Origin of the sequence: Enterococcus sp. DIV0436a (assembly GCF_051711605.1) — a bacterium.
In the GTDB taxonomy this organism is placed as follows: domain Bacteria; phylum Bacillota; class Bacilli; order Lactobacillales; family Enterococcaceae; genus Enterococcus_B; species Enterococcus_B faecium.
Map to the genome: position 1 here is coordinate 480,343 of NZ_JBIONA010000001.1, position 17,119 is coordinate 497,461.

Genomic DNA, 17,119 nt, shown 5'->3' on the forward strand with positions numbered 1-17,119 from the left:
TTTGAACTTAAATTAAAGATCGTTCATGATTATTTGGATGGCAAAGGCGATTGGACCGTAAAAATCCAGATCAAGAGATTGAAGCGGAAATGCTTAAAATTCGGGAGAAGCACAAGGATTATGGCTGTTTACGGATGACCAATGAACTAAGAAACCGCGGTTTCTCTATCAATAAAAAGAAAGTTCAGCGCTTGATCAAGAAGCTAGGAATAAAAGTAACGGCATACACGCGTAAATCACGTCGCTACAATTCTTATCGAGGAAAAGTTGGAGCAGTAGCCAAAAATCGGATCCATCGTCGTTTCTACACCAGTATCTGCCATCAGAAAATCACGACGGATACAACTGAATTTAAATACCATGAAGTGGATGCCAAAGGCATTATCCGTCAAAAGAAATTGTATCTAGATCCTTTTATGGATATGTTCAATAGTGAGATTTTATCCTATCGTATCTCTGAAAAGCCCAATGCATTAGCGGTAATGGAAGGTTTGGAGGAAGCTATCCAGACCACTAACGATTGTCCCTATCGTCGTACGTTTCACTCAGATCAAGGTTGGGCGTATCAAATGAAAGCTTATAGAAACAAATTGAAGGAGTACAAAATCTTTCAAAGCATGTCTCGGAAAGGGAACTGCTTAGATAATTCACTTATGGAGAATTTTTTTGGCTTATTAAAACAAGAGATTTTTCACGGGAAAGTTTATAACTGTTTCGAGGAATTAAAATCAGCCATCGATAGCTATATCTATTACTACAATAATGAACGGATAAAACAGAAATTAAACTGGCAAAGTCTCGTCCAATTTCGTAAAACAACCGTAACGGTTGTGTAAAAATATCATTTTAGAGCATGAAAAAAAGGAGTGGATTTCTCCACTCCAAAAAAGTCTAACTTTTGGGGGTCACTACAGTGTCACAGTCCTTTTTTTAGTAAAAGGATACATTTCTTCCTTGTATATTCCATGCGTGTTCGTGAGAAAGCATATATAATTTAATTAACAGATAGTTAGGGGGAGAAAAAATGATTTTTTCAATTACAATGAAACTGGTATTCGGGTTGATCGGTTTATTATTAGTGGTACGTTTGCTTGGGAAGAAATCCATGTCAGAAATCACACCGTTTGATTTAGTCTATACGCTTGTTTTAGGTGGGATCTTAGAAGAATCAACCTATGATGACAATGTCCATGTAGGGCATGTCCTATTTGCCATTGCGCTTTGGGCAGTAATGATTTATGGTATCGAACGTATCGTCCAAAGAAATGAAAAGGTCAATCGTTGGGTCAAAGGCGAGCCATCTGTTCTAATCAAAGACGGCGTCATCAACATGACAGAGTTGACAAATAACCATATCGAGATGGAGCAGTTGCGAGCAATCTTAAGACAGCAGGAATGCTTTTCTCTTGAAAATGCCAAACATGTTATCCTAGAGAATGCCGGTCAAATGAGTGTATTGAAAAAATCAGATGAAGACAAAGCTTTATCGATCCTGCTTGTAGATGAAGGGCAAATTCAGCATAAAGTGCTTCAGTCCAATCAATTGACTGAATCATGGCTTATGGAGAACTTGAAGAAAGAAGGCTATGCAGATGTAAAACAGCTGATTTATGTTGAATGGTCAGAAGAAAAAGGGCTCTACATACTAAATAAAGAAGACGTCATGCATGAATCTTACCGAATAGATGGATAGACAGAGGTTGTGAAATCAGCGCCTTGGATTGTTACTCAAAACTAAGCGACTTTTTCACAACCTCTGATATCTAATATACGTTGTTCCAGAAGTTGCTTCTTCGAAAAATAAGCCAAAATTCCACAAAAATTTAAGAAGCAATTTTCGAAAAATCCTTTCTTATTTTTTGAAGTTGATCACTTCTGTCACAACCTCTCATGTCACAAACCATTTTTTTGTTTCCTTTAACTCAATATACCGTACGTCTTCCCACAATATCGGCTGATGGTCAATCATAAAGTAATCTTCATAGGCTTCACCAATGAAGTGCCCTTTGACCTCATCCAAGAGTCTTCCAAATTCATCTTTTAAATTGAGCTGAATGATTACTGCTTTACGAGATAAAAAGGCTTCTGTCAGTATACTATCGATTTCTTGCAATGTCATTTGTTGTTTAGGAAGAGGCTGTTTGCGTGCTTCTTCTTCATTTTTTTTGATACCGTTGACTAGTTCTTCCATCGCAAAAGCAGTCCCCCATTTTAATCCAAATGGCCGATCTCGATACTCGTTATAGTCAATGAATTTTTTTGCTGTCCGTCTCATCTTTTCCACCTTCTAATCCACTCATACCACCTGCATGCCCGCCAACGAGAGAACTACGTGCGATGGCGCGTCCTCCTTGCAAGAGACTATGCGCATGGATGATTGATTGAAAGCCGTATTTTTTTCTAATCGTATCGACAACAAAATCAACTTTCGCTTCATTTATCTGCTTTTCAGGATCTTCAAAAAGGTTAAGCTGTAAACCTGTCGCGTATACGAGGTCGGAACAGTTCACGCCTACACGCCGAATATCCTGGTAGTGGTAATGCTGGTGGAAAATGGTCAATAAAGCATCTGCTAGATCTCTGCTAGCATTTGTCGCTTCGATTTTCATTTGCTGGTGAAACCCGGTCTTGCCATTTGGATCAAGATAGCCTAAAGAGTATCCTACCCATAAGCTGACTACTTGTGTTTTTGCTGCAGATCGTCTCAAGCGAGTGCCGACTTGATCGGCCATTTCTTTGATAACGATCTCGATTTCTTCTCGTCTTGTATAATCTCTATCTAGGATTTGACTATTTCCGATACTTTTTGATTTTGGTGTATATTCTTGTCCCAAAAAACTTCGATTGATCCCCCAAGCATGGGCATAAAGCTGAGTACCGATGACCCCTAGCTTGCTTTTCAAGTGATAATAATCCGCGTGAGCTAAATCATAAACAGAATGTATACCCATTTGTTTCAGACGTTTTGCTGTTCGTTTGCCGATTCCCCAAAAGTCAGTGATATCTGAGATTTTCCATAACTTTTCTGGTACATCTTCATAACGCCATTCAGCAAACATTTGCTTTCCGTCTTTTGAGCCATTGTCTAAGGCTAGTTTAGCAAGTAGCGGGTTATCGCCAATTCCTATAGTCGTGTAGATTCCGGTCTGCTTAAACACATCTTTATGGATCAGTTTAGCCATGTCGTACGCATTTGTTTTACCAAAGAGTGCCATGCTATTTGTTACATCAAGGAAGCTTTCATCGACGGAATAGACATGATGGTTCGCTTCGTCTGCATATTTTTTATAGATAGAATTGATTTCTCTGTTCTTTTCCATATAATAGGCCATCCTTGGGGCAACAATATATAAATCACTTGGATAGGGGAAGGGAAGATCTCTGGCACGGCTGATATTGGTGATGCCGTAAGCTTTTTTTGCTGCAGGACTGGAAGCCAAGATTAATCCGCTACCCCGTGTTTCTGTCGAATCGGACGGATAGGACATGACTACTAATTTAGTTGTAAGGGGATCAAGATCCTTTTCAACGCACTCTACGGAGGCGTAAAAAGATTTGCAGTCAATACATAAAATATCTCTTGAAGGTTCTTTTTCATAAACAAATACCGGATTTTGATTCGCCCACATAACAATCACCTCTTCAACACAATTAGAACACATGTTCTCTTTCCGTGTCAATAAAAAACAGCAATTTTCAAATACGAGCAAAAGGCTCACATTTGGAAATTGCTGAGAGGTTATTTTTATCTATTTGTTTTTAGCTGAGATCGTTGATTTTTTTATCAAACATGAACAGCTTCTGGATCGATCTTTGTTGTCCCATTTCCAATGTGTGCAACATAAAATTCCGGAGCATAGCCGACAACTTTCATGTATTCATCATAGACATTGTTTTTGAAGGCAGGTATATTTTCTTCTTTGACAAGAGCAATCGCACAGCCACCAAATCCAGCTCCTGTCATTCGTGCACCTAAGACACCTTCTTGTTTTTGAGCAGCATCTACTAGTGTATCTAATTCGATCCCAGTTACTTCATAATCATAGCGAAGAGAGTGGTGAGAATCATTTAACAGTTGACCAAATGCTTCTAAGTTCCCAGCTTCTAATTCAGCTTTTGCCTTCAAAGTCCGCTGATTTTCAGAAACGGCATGGCGAGCTCTGCGTATCAATGTATCATCGCCGATTTGGTCAATAGTTGATTCAAATTCTTCTTCATCTAAGTCTCCTAAAGAAGAGATAGGCAAAGTTTTTTGCAAACGTGCCAAGGCTTCTTCGCATTCGCTGCGACGTTCATTGTATTTTGAATCTGCCAATTCCCGCCGCTTATTCGTATTCATGATGACGATTGCATAACCATCTAGTTTCACTGGGACCATTTCGTATTTCAGCGTATTTGTATCTAATAAGATTGCATGATCTAGCTCACCGAAGCCGATGGCAAACTGATCCATGATACCTGAATTGACACCGATGAATTCATTTTCTACTTTTTTACCTGTTTGGACTAGTTCCAAGCGATCTGTTTTTAAATCAAACAGATCTTCTAATACAACACCTACCAATAATTCTAATGAAGCGCTACTGGAAAGTCCTGCACCATTAGGGATTGTTCCTTCCACTAACAACTCAAACCCATGATCGATTGAGTGTCCAGCTTCTTTTAATTTAAGGACCATTCCTTTTACGTAATTTGCCCAGTTTGCTTTTTTATCATATTCTAGCTCATCTAAAGTAAAACTAATGACACCGATATCGTCAAAGTTTGTGGAATAAACTAATATTTTATTATCGTCTCGAGGTGCTGCTACACCTTGCGTTCCATAAGTGATGGAAGCGGGGAAGACATGGCCTCCATTGTAATCTGTGTGTTCACCAATCAAATTGATGCGTCCTGGTGAGAAGTATTGTGTAGTTTTTTTAGGTCCGAATGTTTCGGCAAATTTTGTGTTTAAGCTTCTTTTGATTTCCATGATGAGTTATTCCTTTCTTGTTTTGATTTTGAATTCTGTCACTGTTTCAAATACTGATCCGGCTTTTAAATGAATCGAACCAAATGCTGAGAAGCGCTCTGCACCTGGAGCTGTTTGAGTCTCAAATGTGATGCCACCATGATGTGCCAGTTTTCGGTTGCGCATTTCTGGTGTTTCTGTGCCGAAATTTGCAGTGAAAATAACCACACTAGAAGCATCTGTAGCAATATCTACTTGGATTCTTTTATCGGGGCTAGTCAAGCGAGCGGCTTCTTTATCCAAGCCGGTTTCTTTTAAGAAAAATGGATGATCGATTCCGTCAACAAGATTTTTTTGATCCAAATCACTAGCAAAAACGGACGCTAATTTTTTAGGTATTTGAAAATCGAAAGCACTTCCTGCAGCATTTTCTTTTACCCCTATAGGAATACTATCTGTTCGCAAAGGAGCATAAGCTTCGCTATTGAGCCAAAGCTCATGTTGATCGATTGACTGAGAAGCATCTCCCGTCAAGTTGAAGTAAACATGATTTGTCGGATTGAATAAAGTATCTTGGTCACTGGTGCCGCGAGAGGTCACTCGCCAGATATTATCTTGTGTCAAAGTATAGCGGATTTCCACATCCATTGTACCTGGAAAACCATGTTCTCCGTCGGGACTTGTAGTAGTAAAAATGACAGAAGCTTCATTTTCGCCATTCAAAATGACATAAGACCATTTTTTTAATTCAAATCCAGGAGCACCACCATGCAGATTATGTCCAGTTTTTGGATCTGTGGCTAATTGGTAAGTTTTTCCATTGAGAGAAAAGCGGCCATTTTCGATTCTCCCTGCGGTGCGACCGATAGAAGCACCGATATACGGATCTTTTTCGATATATTCTTCAGCGGTGTCAAATCCCAAAACTAATTCTCGATCATTTGATTTTAAACTGACGATTCTAGCACCTAAATCAGAGATAGAAAGTGCTAGCTTGTTTTTGTTCTCCAAGGTTATCAAGTGATAACCTTGGCCAAAATCTTTTTCTGTAATCTTCATTTTCAAGATCCTTTCTTAATGGGAAGGAACTACTGCATCGTGAAGTTCATCTTCCATTGTATCAGCTGGAGCCAATTTGTTTTCCAATTCCTCAACGATTTGTGCATGTTTTTTCTCTGTCAATGTAATCTTCCAAGCAAAAATAATAGCGGAGAAAATCATCAAAGCAGCAGGAGCATAGAATGCATAAGCTTTGAAAGTCGTTACGCCATGAGCAGTGATATCAGCAGCAGTAGCATTACCAGTCATCCCAGAAGCGATAGCGACAAACCCTACGATCCCGTTAGACAAAGCACCAGCGATTTTATCTAGTAAAGGGCGAATTGATAGAGTAACAGCTTCGTTACGGATACCATTTTTCCATTGACCATATTCAACAGAGTCTGTGATCGTCATCAAAGCGGATAAGAAAATTAATTGTTGAGGGAAGTAGAACAATACTAGCCCGATGATAACGATTGGCAAACTTGAACCTGCGATCGTAAAGAAAAAGTAAGAAGAAATCATCATTGCGATCCCTCCAAGGTAAACGTAGCGACGAGAGATGACGCGTGTAAGCATTGGGAATAGTGGAACAGCTACTAAACCAAGTAAGGCAGCAACTAGACCAACGATCCAAAATTCAGTTGGTTGGCCAAGTACATATTTGAAGAAGTAGAATAATACGGCAGTTGTTGCTACATTGGCAATCGCATAAGCGATATAAGCAAGGGCAAGCCACATCAACTGATCATTTTGAGCAACTGCTTTGAACACATCTTTGATCCCAGCTTTTTCATTTTGCTGACGGATCGCAGTATCGACTTCTTTTGTGCCCAAGGCAGTGATAATCGCAGTACCGCCTGAAATAACAGCAGCAATCACACCGAACCAGAACCAGCCTGAAGCGCCTTCAATATGTTTATGAGTAACAAGATAGGTAAAGAAAGTAACGATAGGGACAACGACTAGAGTAGTACCATTTGCACCTAGAGAAGAGCCGAAACGAGCAAACGTAGCAAATTTTTCACGTTCCTTTGTTTCCGTACTCAAAGCTGGAATCATTGACCAAAAAGCGATATCCTTAAATGAATAAAAACTATCCAATAAGATGAAAACGATTGCAAATAATATGATAAATAAAGTCGTATTATGAGTAGCTAAGCCAAAGAAATTGGTAAAGATTGCTACCAAGAGTACGGAACTAACAACGCCGCCGATAACTAACCATGGTTTGAATTTACCGTATTTTGTACGAGTATTATCGATGATGCCACCAATCAAAGGATCAAAAATAATTTCAACTAAGCGGATACCTACAACTAAGCTTGTAACTGTAGCAATCATTTTTGCATTCGTTGCCTTATCTGTTCCTGCGAACATCTGGCTTGTCACGAATACCATAAAATAAGTGCTTAATGTAACATAGAATGTGTCGTGTCCAAAAGCGCCTAAAGCGTAGGACACACGTTGGATCATTTTGCTTTTCATAATCTGTATTCCTCTCCTGTTCAATATATAATACTAAGTAAACCGGTTACAACGAATAACAAAGATCTTTTAATGACTTAAACTTAACAAGAAATCGCTTCCTTTTTAATATATTTCTGTGACTTTTATTTAACTTTTTGTTGCATTATACTAAAGGAGTAAGGAGGGATAGACGTGGAGCAATCGATTTTTTTAAAAAAGGAACATCAACAAGTAGAAAAAGAATTGTATTTTGATTTTTGTGGTTTCTCTAAAACGATGCCGTTTCATTCTTTTGGTCCTGCTATTCGCAATGATTACATCCTGCATGTCGTGATGGAAGGCAAAGGATCTTATCATGTGAAAAATCAACAATTCCAATTGAAAAAAGGTGATCTGTTCTTGATTCGTCCAGGAGACTCGACGTTTTACTTATCAGATGGAGAAGATCCGTGGATGTATTGCTGGCTTTCATTTGGTGGGAGTGCTGCAGAAGAAATCATTCGGCAGTCGCTTTTCAGAGAAGACCAATACACGATGGTCTCTTCTGACATACAAAAATATATCGACATTATTTTAGAATGCATGAAAGATACGGAAGAAACCTTGGAAAATGAATTACAGTTAACAGCATTAACCTACCGTTTTTTATCAGTCCTTTTAAAAGATGGCGGAAAGGTCAGCGGAGGTGTACAAAAGGTTCATTCCTCTTTAGCTGTTGAAACAGTCAAATACATCGAGGCACATTATGCTGAAAAATTGTCTGTTGAGGAAATCGCCCAGCATTTAGCGGTCAATCGGAGCCATTTGTCGCGAGTATTCAAAAATCATATGGGCACCAGTATCAAGGAATATTTGATCGGGGTACGGATCAATCGAGGGGCGTTTCTTCTTTCTCTGACGGATGAATCCGTGGAAAGTATTGCCTATCAAGTAGGGTTCAATAGTCTAGTCGTATTTAGCCGAATGTTCAAAAAGAGTACCGGAGAAACGGCTACGAACTATCGTAAACGTATGAAAAACGAAAATTTTAAGAATATTGCTTTGGATACCTTGAAAAAACAGTTGGAAAAACAAACCGCAGTTTCTTGGACAACCTGATTAGTCTGGTTAAAATGACAAGCATCGGCAAAAGAAACTTGTGGCGGTTATGCTACACTGTAAAGCGAAGACTAAAAAGGAGGAAAAGGGATGCGTACACTTATCATCATTAGCCATCCAACGATCGAAGAATCTTTAAATCAGCAATTTTTCAAAGAAGCTTCTGCTGGTTTACCAGCTACTTGGCATCATTTGGAATCAAGTTATCCAGACGGAAAAATAGATATAGAGACTGAACTACAGCTCTTGGCCCAGCATGATCGGATCATTTTCCAGTTTCCGTTTTACTGGTATAGTTCTCCTGCTCATTTAAAAATTTGGCAAGATAATGTCTTGGAACGAGCAGCACATGTATTAAAAGGGAAAGAACTAGGAATCGTATTGACAACAGGTGTGGCGGAAAAAGAATACCAAGCTGGAGGAAAAGAAGAATATACGATTTCCGAATTTTTGAGGCCGTATCAGCGAATCGCAAATAAATTCCATATGACCTATCTTCCGCCATTCGTTTTAGCACAATTTATGTATTTATCCCAGGAAAAACGTTGGGAGAAGCTAATTGCTTATCAGCAGTATCTCTCATTGGAAGGCAAACCATCGCTGACTCAGCGGATTGACTGGTTTATTCAAAGAGTACAGGAAAATCAGAAAATGCAGGAAGAAGAATCTGAAAAACAAGCATATATCGTAGAAGCACTGACTGAGGCAAAAGAGCAGATCGAAGACTTGACCTTTACACTGCAAGAAATGAAAGGAACTTCATTATGACAAATGATTGGCTGATCCAACAATTAGATGAATTAAGCGAAAAATCAGAATATCAAGACCGTGCGCTCTTATATGAAATAAAGAAACTGATGGCTGAGATAGACGAACGAACAATGCAGCTGCAAGGAGAAATCGACGGACAATCTTGGAATCATCTCAACTGGTGAAATTTTCTTATAAATAACAAAGATAAAAATGTGCACAGCGGCAATTATTTGCTACAATAAGAATATGAAGCGTTTGATAACGCTATTATACATAAAAATTGGTGGTGAAAAAAATGTATGATGAAAATGAGTGGGGAGAAAGTGTTCGGATGACCCGAAGAAGACAGCAAAAACAGGCAGCTCGTAAGCGGATGATCATGATTGGGGCAGCAGTTGCCGTGTTTTTGATCATAGCAGGAGGAGTTGCGGGTCTATATTTTCATGGAAAAAATTCGTCAGAAGCGAAAAGTACGACCATAACGGAAACCACGACAAAGAAAACAGAGACGAAACAAACAAGTGAGTCATCAACTAAAACAAAAGAGACACAAACTTCTGAAGAAAAAACAGCAAATGGTTTGCCAGAGCAACTTCAAGCAATCGTAAAAGATTATTCGAAAAAGATCGAAGAAAAGACGCCTGCATTGATTGAAGAATACCAGACAGAAATTCAGGGAAATCAAGAGGGCATAGCTGGTTTATCAGCAGTTGCTAACCAAAAAGCACGTGAGCTTCAAGCAATCTCCGACGAAGGGATCAGAAAATTACGTGCAGTGTATCAGGCAGCAGAAAATAAAGACGGTGTAGACTTAGATACTTTGATCAATCAATTATCGGCTAATTATACGAATCATGTAGCTAAGATTTCCGATATTTATTTGCAGACTAGCGCCTCTCTTCAAGCAGAGTCAACAAGCACACAAGACACAACATCTTCTGATTCTGAGACGGCAGAGTCGGTAGAAGCTTCTGAAATGCAAGCTCGAACAACACAAGACACAACAGATCCCTCTGAAACTAATACCAACAGCGCGACTTCACAGGCTGCGACAACCGTAGTTTTGGAAGGAGAAGGTCCAAATCAAATAGCCGAACGAACTGGCGTACCAGTAGAAACAATCTTGTCGCTGAATGGGATGAGCATGGAGAATTATTTCCTGACTCCCGGTGAGACGCTAAAATTGAATTGATAAAAGCAATAAAAAAGAACGAAGCTTCCACTAAGGTGAAGCTTCGTTCTTTTTTTATTTTCCGGTTCTTTTTTCGCGTACAAAGTAATGGATCGTCATGTAAAGCAAGAAAACGAGTCCAATAATCAATGAGATTCTCGTTTCAGGATTGATAAACATGAAAATCAATACGATAGCTAAAAAAGCAAGTGTCACATAATTCGTATAAGGAGATAGTGGCATTTTAAAAGGATGATCATGCATTTTATCTGCATGCTTCTTTTTGAAGCGAATCTCGCTGATCAAAATCACTACCCAAGGAACCATACCAGGCAAAATACTTGAGCTGTATACGAAAACGAAAATATTTTCTGACTGGTTGATGAACATTGGTAGAAGATAATTTAAGATCAGACCAATTAAGATTCCACCTGAGATTGCTACGACAGGATAAAAAGGCGCGCCGTGACGAGAAAGTTTCAGAAATTTTTTAGACATCTTTCCATTCATGGCAAGTGTATAGACCATACGACTTGCGCTGAAAATCCCTGAATTGCAACCTGATAATGCCGCTGTAATCACGACAAAATTAATCAGTCCTGCAGCAAATGTAATGCCGACTTTAGAAAAAGTTTGTACAAAAGGTGAACCAATCTCACTCAATTGATTCCACGGATAGACACTCACAATGATAAAAATAGCACCAATATAAAAAATCAAGATTCGACCGATAGTGGACTGGACAGCTTCAATGATCGTCTTTTTAGGATTCTCTGCTTCACCAGCAGTCATTCCAATCAGTTCGATTCCTTGATAGGAAGCAACAACGATCGATAATGCAAAGAAAAATCCTTTGACGCCTCCAGTGAAGAATCCACCATTTTTCCAAAGATTTGAAATCCCTACTGCCTGACCATGATTACCAAATCCAAATAAGATTACCCCAAGACCTGCAATGATCATCAAAATGATCGTTATGACTTTGATGATCGAAAACCAAAATTCTAATTCGCCAAACGCCTTGACAGAAATAAGATTTGCCAGCATAAGAAACAAGACGACAATGATCCCGGGAATAATTGCCGGCAAATCAGGCCACCAATAATTCATATAAGATCCTACAGCAATCACTTCACTTATTCCTACGACAATATATTGAAAAATATTACTCCAAGCGGTCAAGTAGCCAGCCACAGGATGGATGTACTCGCTCGCGTAATTTGCAAAAGAACCAGTCGAAGGATCAACGTAAAGCATTTCGCCTAAAGCACGCATAATCAAATACAAAAAGAATCCTGCAATCGCATAGGCTCCCATCACTGAGGGCCCTGTCCAGCGTATGGTTGAGGAGGCACCCATAAACAGACCGACACCGATCGTTCCACCTAGTGCGATCATTTGGATATGACGGGCACTAAGACTTCGAGTTAACTTTTCTTCTTCCATACAAAAACTCCTTTCGTTGTTGAGTCAACAAGAAAAAATAATCAAACGTTTCAACACATGTTTTTCATTATTAGGTTAGCCTTATTGAACTCTTGATGTGATTCTACAGAAAATTTTCATAAAATGCGAGGAAAATTCGAAAAAAACTTTTTCATCATTCTACTTGAAAATGCTTTCCATTTTAGTTAAACTATATTTAAATAAAAAGTTAGGTAAACCTAAAAAGGAGTGTAAGATTTGGAACGTACGGCCATTGTAATTCAAGACCTTTCAGCCGCTTATCAAGGGAAAACTGTTTTGAAAACTATCAACTTGACGATAAATCCACAAAAAATTACCGGTATTATCGGACCAAACGGTGCAGGAAAATCAACATTTATGAAATCTTTGCTAGAGTTGATACCAGCTACTACTGGTAAAGTCACCTTTTCTGGACAGCCGGTAAACTCAGTCCGTAAAAAAATAGCCTACGTGGAACAGCGAAGTGAATTGGATCTTTCCTTTCCAATTGATGTATTAGGCGTTGTACTTTTAGGAACATATCCATCTTTACGAATTGGACAAAGACCTGGGAAAAAAGAAAAAGAACGTGCAAGACAAGCTTTGAAAAAAGTAGGGATGGAAGAATATGCCAAAAGACAGATCAGCGAACTATCGGGTGGACAGCTTCAGAGAGTTTTTATTGCAAGAGCTCTAGCCCAAGGAGCAGAATGGATCTTTTTAGATGAACCATTCGTAGGGATTGATGCGTTAAGTGAACGAAAGATCTTTGACATCTTGCAGGAATTGAAGAATTCAGGAAAAACGATTTTGATCGTCCATCATGATCTTCATAAAGTAGAAGAATATTTCGATGAGGTTATTCTTTTAAATAAACAGCTGATTGCTTCCGGTCCAGTACAAGAAGTCTTTACATCGAAGAACCTTCAATTGGCCTATGGTGAGATCATCAGACATTTAGTAAAAGGAGGAGAGAAAAAATGATCCAATCCTTTATTGATGGATTAATGAATTATCAATTCCTGCAATACGCTTTGGTCACTTCCATGCTTGTAGGACTTGCTTCTGGAGTCATCGGTTCTTTTATTATTTTACGAGGGATGTCTTTGATGGGAGACGCTATCTCTCACGCAGTTCTTCCAGGTGTAGCCATTTCTTATATGTTTGGTTTTAGTTACATCTTTGGAGCCACTGCTTTTGGGATGCTAACAGCAGCAGTGATTGGTTTCGTGACTCAGCGGAGCCGATTGAAAAATGATACAGCGATTGGAATTGTCTTTAGCTCCTTTTTTGCATTAGGGATTATCTTGATTTCATATGCCCAGAGTGCGACAGATTTGTATCATATTTTATTTGGGAATGTCTTAGCTGTTAGGGAAAGCGATTTGTTGCTGACAGCACTCGTTAGTGGAATCGTCTTGATATTTGTCTTTTTCTTTTATAAAGAATTGAAGATCACATCATTCGATCCGACAATGGCAAAAGCTTATGGGCTGAACACATTGCTGATCCATTATCTTTTGATGTTCTTTTTGACATTAGTGGCTGTAGTCAGTTTACAGACAGTAGGAACAATCTTGGTGATTGCCATGTTGATCACACCAGCCGCCACGGCTTACTTGCTAACGAACCATTTACTGAAAATGATCATTACAGCTGCAGGAATCGGTATGCTAAGTGCAGTTGTCGGTGTGTTTTTCAGTTATAGTTACAATTGGCCATCAGGAGCTACGATCGTGTTAGCATGTACCGCATTTTTTATCCTTGCTTTTTTATTTTCTCCAACAAAAGGAATTTTATTTCAGAAAGGAAGCAGATAGATGAAAACAAAAAAATCACTCTTTTTAATCTTGGCAGTTAGTTTCTTGGTATTAGCCGGTTGCGGAAAGCAGGCTTCTGACCAAGCGGATGAAGGAAGTAAAGAAAAGTTGTCAGTCGTGGCTACCAATTCGATCTTGGCGGACATGGCAAAAGAGGTCGGAACAGATCAAATAGATATCCACAGTATCGTACCAGTCGGAACAGATCCGCATGAATATGAAGTACTACCAGAAGACATCAAAAAGGCAAGCGATGCGGATGTTATTTTATACAACGGTTTGAATCTTGAAACAGGTAACAGCTGGTTCGATAACTTGATGGAAACGGCTAAAAAAGAAGAAGGAAAAGATTATTTTGCAGTTAGCAAAAATGTAGAACCTCTTTATTTAACTAGCGGTGAAGAACATACAAAAGCAGATCCCCATGCTTGGCTAGACCTATCTAACGGAATAAAATATGTGGAGGAAATCGCACGTATATTCTCTGAAAAAGATGCAGAAAATGCGACACTCTATAAAAAAAATGCAGAAGCATATGTGGAAAAACTAAAAGAATTAGATACACAAGCGAAGGAAAGTTTTGCTTCTATCGAAGAGAACAAAAAATTATTAGTAACAAGTGAAGGGGCATTCAAGTATTTTTCACGAGCATATGATTTGCCAGCAGCTTATATATGGGAGATCAATACAGAAAGTCAAGGTACGCCTGATCAAATGAAAGCGATCATTGATCAGATAAGAGCAAAAGAAGTACCGGTTTTATTCGTGGAAACCAGTGTAGACTCAAGAAGCATGGAACGGGTAGCAAAAGAAACGGGTTTGAAAATTTATGATAAACTGTTCACTGATTCCATAGCAAAAGAAGGAGAACAAGGAGATTCTTACTATCAGATGATGAAATGGAATATTGAAACGATCCATGAAGGTTTGTCACAAATAAAAGAAAGCTGAAAAGTGCAAGGTCTAGCTTGAGGAGCAGGCCTTGCATTTTTTATAAGAGATATGAAAAAAATTATGCTGTTTTTCGGCGTACAGATACCTTTTTTGAAGAAATTCCGTTATAGTTAGAGTAAGGAAGGAAGGTGTGGCTATGAATTTTACACGTAAAGATAAATATACGATTAAAGAAGAAGTCTTTCGATTGATCAGCCAGCAGGAAAATACCGACAAGGATCAAGACCTTCAATTTCTTGAAGCAGAATTAGCTAAATTATTCATAGCAAATCAAAATGAGACAACAGAACCAGATGAAGAGCTGTACATAGGCAAATGGTTGTTTGATGAATTTCAGCCTTTAGATGAAAATACCGGTATCGGTTATTTTGTGTTCCTTTCTCCAGTCGGCTTCACACCTGGCGTATTAGTTAAACAAAACGACGAAATAACCGTCAAAGCATGGCCTGCATTATTTTCAGTCATCAAAGCAGAAGGAGTAATCAAAAAGATCCAGTCGGCCTATTATAAAAGTCAATTTATTGCCAACAGCAAATTAATGAATATGTTTTATAATCGTCTAGTAGAAATTGCCAGGCCTGGGAAAATCCCGCAAACATTCACGTACACACAGCAAAAAAATCTCTATGAAGAAGTATTGTATTCCCGCGATCTGTCTGAGTTTTCGCCATGGGAAGAGGTAAGGCTCCATGAACTGTTAAGTACAAAACCAGTTTCATTGAATTTTTTTAATGCATTAGATAACAAAAGAAAATTAATTTCAACAAATTATTGGGAAGTATTTGCTGCAAGAAAAAAATGGATGGAAGAAAAGAAGATTGCCGATCAGCAGATCCAGTTTGTCCAGCTGAAAAAAGAAAAACTATATTATGGGTTATACAGCCGTTAACAGCAAGCGAGGAAGACCATGACATTAAAAGAAGAAATCATACAAGAAAGCAAACGATTAGGAATTGACAAAATCGGGTTCACCACGGCGGAACCTTTTGATTCATTAAAAGAATCGTTGGAAGAACAAAAAGCAGCTGGCCATACTTCTGGCTTTGAACATCCAAATATCGATGAGCGTCTTTATCCTGAAATGACATTTGATCAGCCGAAATCGATCATTTCCATTGCACTTGCGTATCCTACTAGGATCCATGAAGAAGTGCCTAGGGATGAAAAACGCGGACAGTTTGCTCGTGCTTCTTGGGGGATCGATTACCATGATATACTCAGAGACCGTTTGAACCGATTGATCGAATTCATACAAACAAGAGCAGAAAAATGGCAAAAAGAAGAGGAATGGCGTCTAGCTCCGCAAGTAGATACTGGAGAACTGATCGATGTCGCTGTAGCACAGCGAGCTGGTTTAGGATTTATTGGACGAAACGGATTGTTGATCACTGAAGAGTTCGGTTCATTTGTCTATCTTGGTGAGATCGTTACTAATATTGTATTTGAGCCTGATAAACCAGGAGAATTTGGTTGCGGTGACTGTATGCGCTGCGTGACTGCTTGTCCGACAAAAGCATTGCTTGGTGACGGAAGAATGAATGCCCAGCGATGTTTGTCTTATCAAACTCAGACAAAAGGGATGATGCCGGAAGAATATCGTAAAAAAATGCGAAATGTCATTTATGGATGTGATATCTGCCAGTTAGTCTGCCCTTACAATCAAGGAAAAGATTTTCATTTTCATGAAGAGATGGAACCAAAAGTAGACGAAGTATATCCAAAATTAAAGCCAATGCTTTCGATGTCTAATAAAGACTTCAAACAGCAATTTGGGCATTTAGCTGGTTCATGGCGTGGGAAGAAACCTTTGCAGAGAAACGCATTGATTGCTTTAGCTAATCTAGGTGATCGAACGGCATTGCCTGAGATTTCAGAATGTTTAACAGATGTCCGCCCTGTCATCAGAGGAACAGCAGCTTGGGCTATTGGACGTCTAGGAACAAAAGAACCGGAAAAATGGCTTGATGTATTAGATGAAATATTAGCTAAAGAAACAGAAGAAGTCGTTATAAACGAATTGGAACATGCCCAGAAATTATTGCGGAGAAAGTTAAAATAAAAAAATAGTTAACATTATTCAAAGTTTTTGTCCAGTAATTGTTGTAACAATTACTGGTTTTTTTGTATTTTTTACATTTTTTTAAGAGAATTTGATAAAAATCAAAAATTTTTTTGCTTTTTTTTATGGATTATTGCAGTGAATGTTACAGAATCTGCGTTTTTCATTCAAAAATAAAAAAACATAGAAAAACGATTACTTTGCTTATACAACAAGGCTTTTATGGTTTTGTATCAAAAAAATATTTGTTTAAATGTTACAAATATTAAATAATTCGTCATTTTGTCATTAAATGTCATGATTCTTTTACCTATGAAATATTTCTAAATGATAAAGTTAATAGCGTCGAAAGAATA

At 38.5% G+C, this 17,119-nt stretch carries 16 protein-coding genes and 1 pseudogene; 11 read left to right on the forward strand and 6 right to left on the reverse strand.

Going from position 1 to position 17,119, the window contains the following annotated elements; all coding sequences use genetic code 11:
- Positions 1-38: 38 nt before the first annotated feature.
- Positions 39-836, forward strand: a pseudogene (locus IGL15_RS02250) (IS3 family transposase); the annotation flags it as partial.
- A 188-nt stretch (positions 837-1,024) separates the two neighbouring features.
- The gene (locus IGL15_RS02255; RefSeq protein ID WP_002297894.1) at positions 1,025-1,693 is read left to right on the forward strand and encodes a DUF421 domain-containing protein; all 669 of its coding nucleotides are present in this window, start codon (positions 1,025-1,027) and stop codon (positions 1,691-1,693) included.
- A 195-nt stretch (positions 1,694-1,888) separates the two neighbouring features.
- On the opposite strand, the gene IGL15_RS02260 is transcribed toward IGL15_RS02255, so the two are convergent.
- The 5 genes from IGL15_RS02260 to IGL15_RS02280 all read right to left on the reverse strand — a co-directional run bounded on the left by IGL15_RS02260 (position 1,889) and on the right by IGL15_RS02280 (position 7,480).
- Positions 1,889-2,275: a hypothetical protein gene (locus tag IGL15_RS02260; RefSeq protein ID WP_104765575.1), complete on the reverse strand. Its 387-nt coding sequence runs from the start codon at positions 2,273-2,275 to the stop codon at positions 1,889-1,891.
- The gene (locus IGL15_RS02265; protein WP_104765574.1) at positions 2,247-3,629 is read right to left on the reverse strand and encodes a Y-family DNA polymerase; all 1,383 of its coding nucleotides are present in this window, start codon (positions 3,627-3,629) and stop codon (positions 2,247-2,249) included. The genes IGL15_RS02260 and IGL15_RS02265 overlap by 29 nt, the downstream gene beginning before the upstream one ends.
- A 155-nt stretch (positions 3,630-3,784) precedes the next feature.
- Positions 3,785-4,972, reverse strand: coding sequence for a galactokinase (locus IGL15_RS02270; protein ID WP_002286858.1), 1,188 nt, complete (start codon positions 4,970-4,972; stop codon positions 3,785-3,787).
- A 6-nt stretch (positions 4,973-4,978) separates the two neighbouring features.
- Positions 4,979-6,010 (reverse strand): aldose epimerase family protein, encoded by a 1,032-nt coding sequence (locus IGL15_RS02275; protein ID WP_002331671.1) that lies wholly within the window; start codon positions 6,008-6,010, stop codon positions 4,979-4,981.
- A gap of 15 nt (positions 6,011-6,025) precedes the next feature.
- Entirely contained in the window at positions 6,026-7,480 is a 1,455-nt protein-coding gene (locus tag IGL15_RS02280; protein WP_002293689.1) for a glycoside-pentoside-hexuronide (GPH):cation symporter, read from the reverse strand.
- Positions 7,481-7,654: 174 nt separating this feature from the next.
- On the opposite strand from IGL15_RS02280, the gene IGL15_RS02285 reads away from it, so the two are divergent.
- The 4 genes from IGL15_RS02285 (at position 7,655) to IGL15_RS02300 (ending at position 10,505) form a co-directional block, all read left to right on the forward strand.
- Positions 7,655-8,560, forward strand: a complete 906-nt coding sequence (locus tag IGL15_RS02285; protein ID WP_002286852.1) for an AraC family transcriptional regulator — start codon at positions 7,655-7,657, stop codon at positions 8,558-8,560.
- A 90-nt stretch (positions 8,561-8,650) separates the two neighbouring features.
- Complete coding sequence (locus IGL15_RS02290; RefSeq protein WP_002286851.1) at positions 8,651-9,328, forward strand: NAD(P)H-dependent oxidoreductase; 678 nt, start codon at positions 8,651-8,653, stop codon at positions 9,326-9,328.
- Positions 9,325-9,495, forward strand: a complete 171-nt coding sequence (locus IGL15_RS02295; protein WP_002286849.1) for a hypothetical protein — start codon at positions 9,325-9,327, stop codon at positions 9,493-9,495. The genes IGL15_RS02290 and IGL15_RS02295 overlap by 4 nt, the downstream gene beginning before the upstream one ends.
- A 113-nt stretch (positions 9,496-9,608) precedes the next feature.
- Positions 9,609-10,505, forward strand: coding sequence for a LysM peptidoglycan-binding domain-containing protein (locus IGL15_RS02300; protein WP_104765573.1), 897 nt, complete (start codon positions 9,609-9,611; stop codon positions 10,503-10,505).
- A 54-nt stretch (positions 10,506-10,559) separates the two neighbouring features.
- Here the strand turns inward: IGL15_RS02300 and IGL15_RS02305 are convergent, their stop codons facing one another.
- The gene (locus IGL15_RS02305) at positions 10,560-11,930 is read right to left on the reverse strand and encodes an amino acid permease (protein WP_002297903.1); all 1,371 of its coding nucleotides are present in this window, start codon (positions 11,928-11,930) and stop codon (positions 10,560-10,562) included.
- 237 nt (positions 11,931-12,167) lie between these two features.
- Here IGL15_RS02305 and IGL15_RS02310 point away from each other — a divergent pair, with 237 nt between their 5' ends.
- The 5 genes from IGL15_RS02310 (at position 12,168) to queG (ending at position 16,763) form a co-directional block, all read left to right on the forward strand.
- A complete protein-coding gene (locus IGL15_RS02310) occupies positions 12,168-12,914 on the forward strand; it encodes a metal ABC transporter ATP-binding protein (protein ID WP_002293686.1) in 747 nt (248 codons plus the stop codon).
- On the forward strand, positions 12,911-13,750 hold the full coding sequence (locus tag IGL15_RS02315; RefSeq protein WP_104765572.1) for a metal ABC transporter permease: 840 nt from the start codon (positions 12,911-12,913) through the stop codon (positions 13,748-13,750). The genes IGL15_RS02310 and IGL15_RS02315 overlap by 4 nt, the downstream gene beginning before the upstream one ends.
- Positions 13,751-14,701, forward strand: a complete 951-nt coding sequence (locus IGL15_RS02320; RefSeq protein ID WP_002297904.1) for a metal ABC transporter substrate-binding protein — start codon at positions 13,751-13,753, stop codon at positions 14,699-14,701. It abuts the gene before it with no gap.
- A gap of 139 nt (positions 14,702-14,840) precedes the next feature.
- On the forward strand, positions 14,841-15,593 hold the full coding sequence (locus IGL15_RS02325; RefSeq protein ID WP_002286840.1) for a hypothetical protein: 753 nt from the start codon (positions 14,841-14,843) through the stop codon (positions 15,591-15,593).
- An 18-nt stretch (positions 15,594-15,611) separates the two neighbouring features.
- Positions 15,612-16,763, forward strand: coding sequence for a tRNA epoxyqueuosine(34) reductase QueG (gene queG / locus IGL15_RS02330; protein ID WP_002293684.1), 1,152 nt, complete (start codon positions 15,612-15,614; stop codon positions 16,761-16,763).
- The last annotated feature ends 356 nt before the right edge of the window (positions 16,764-17,119 follow it).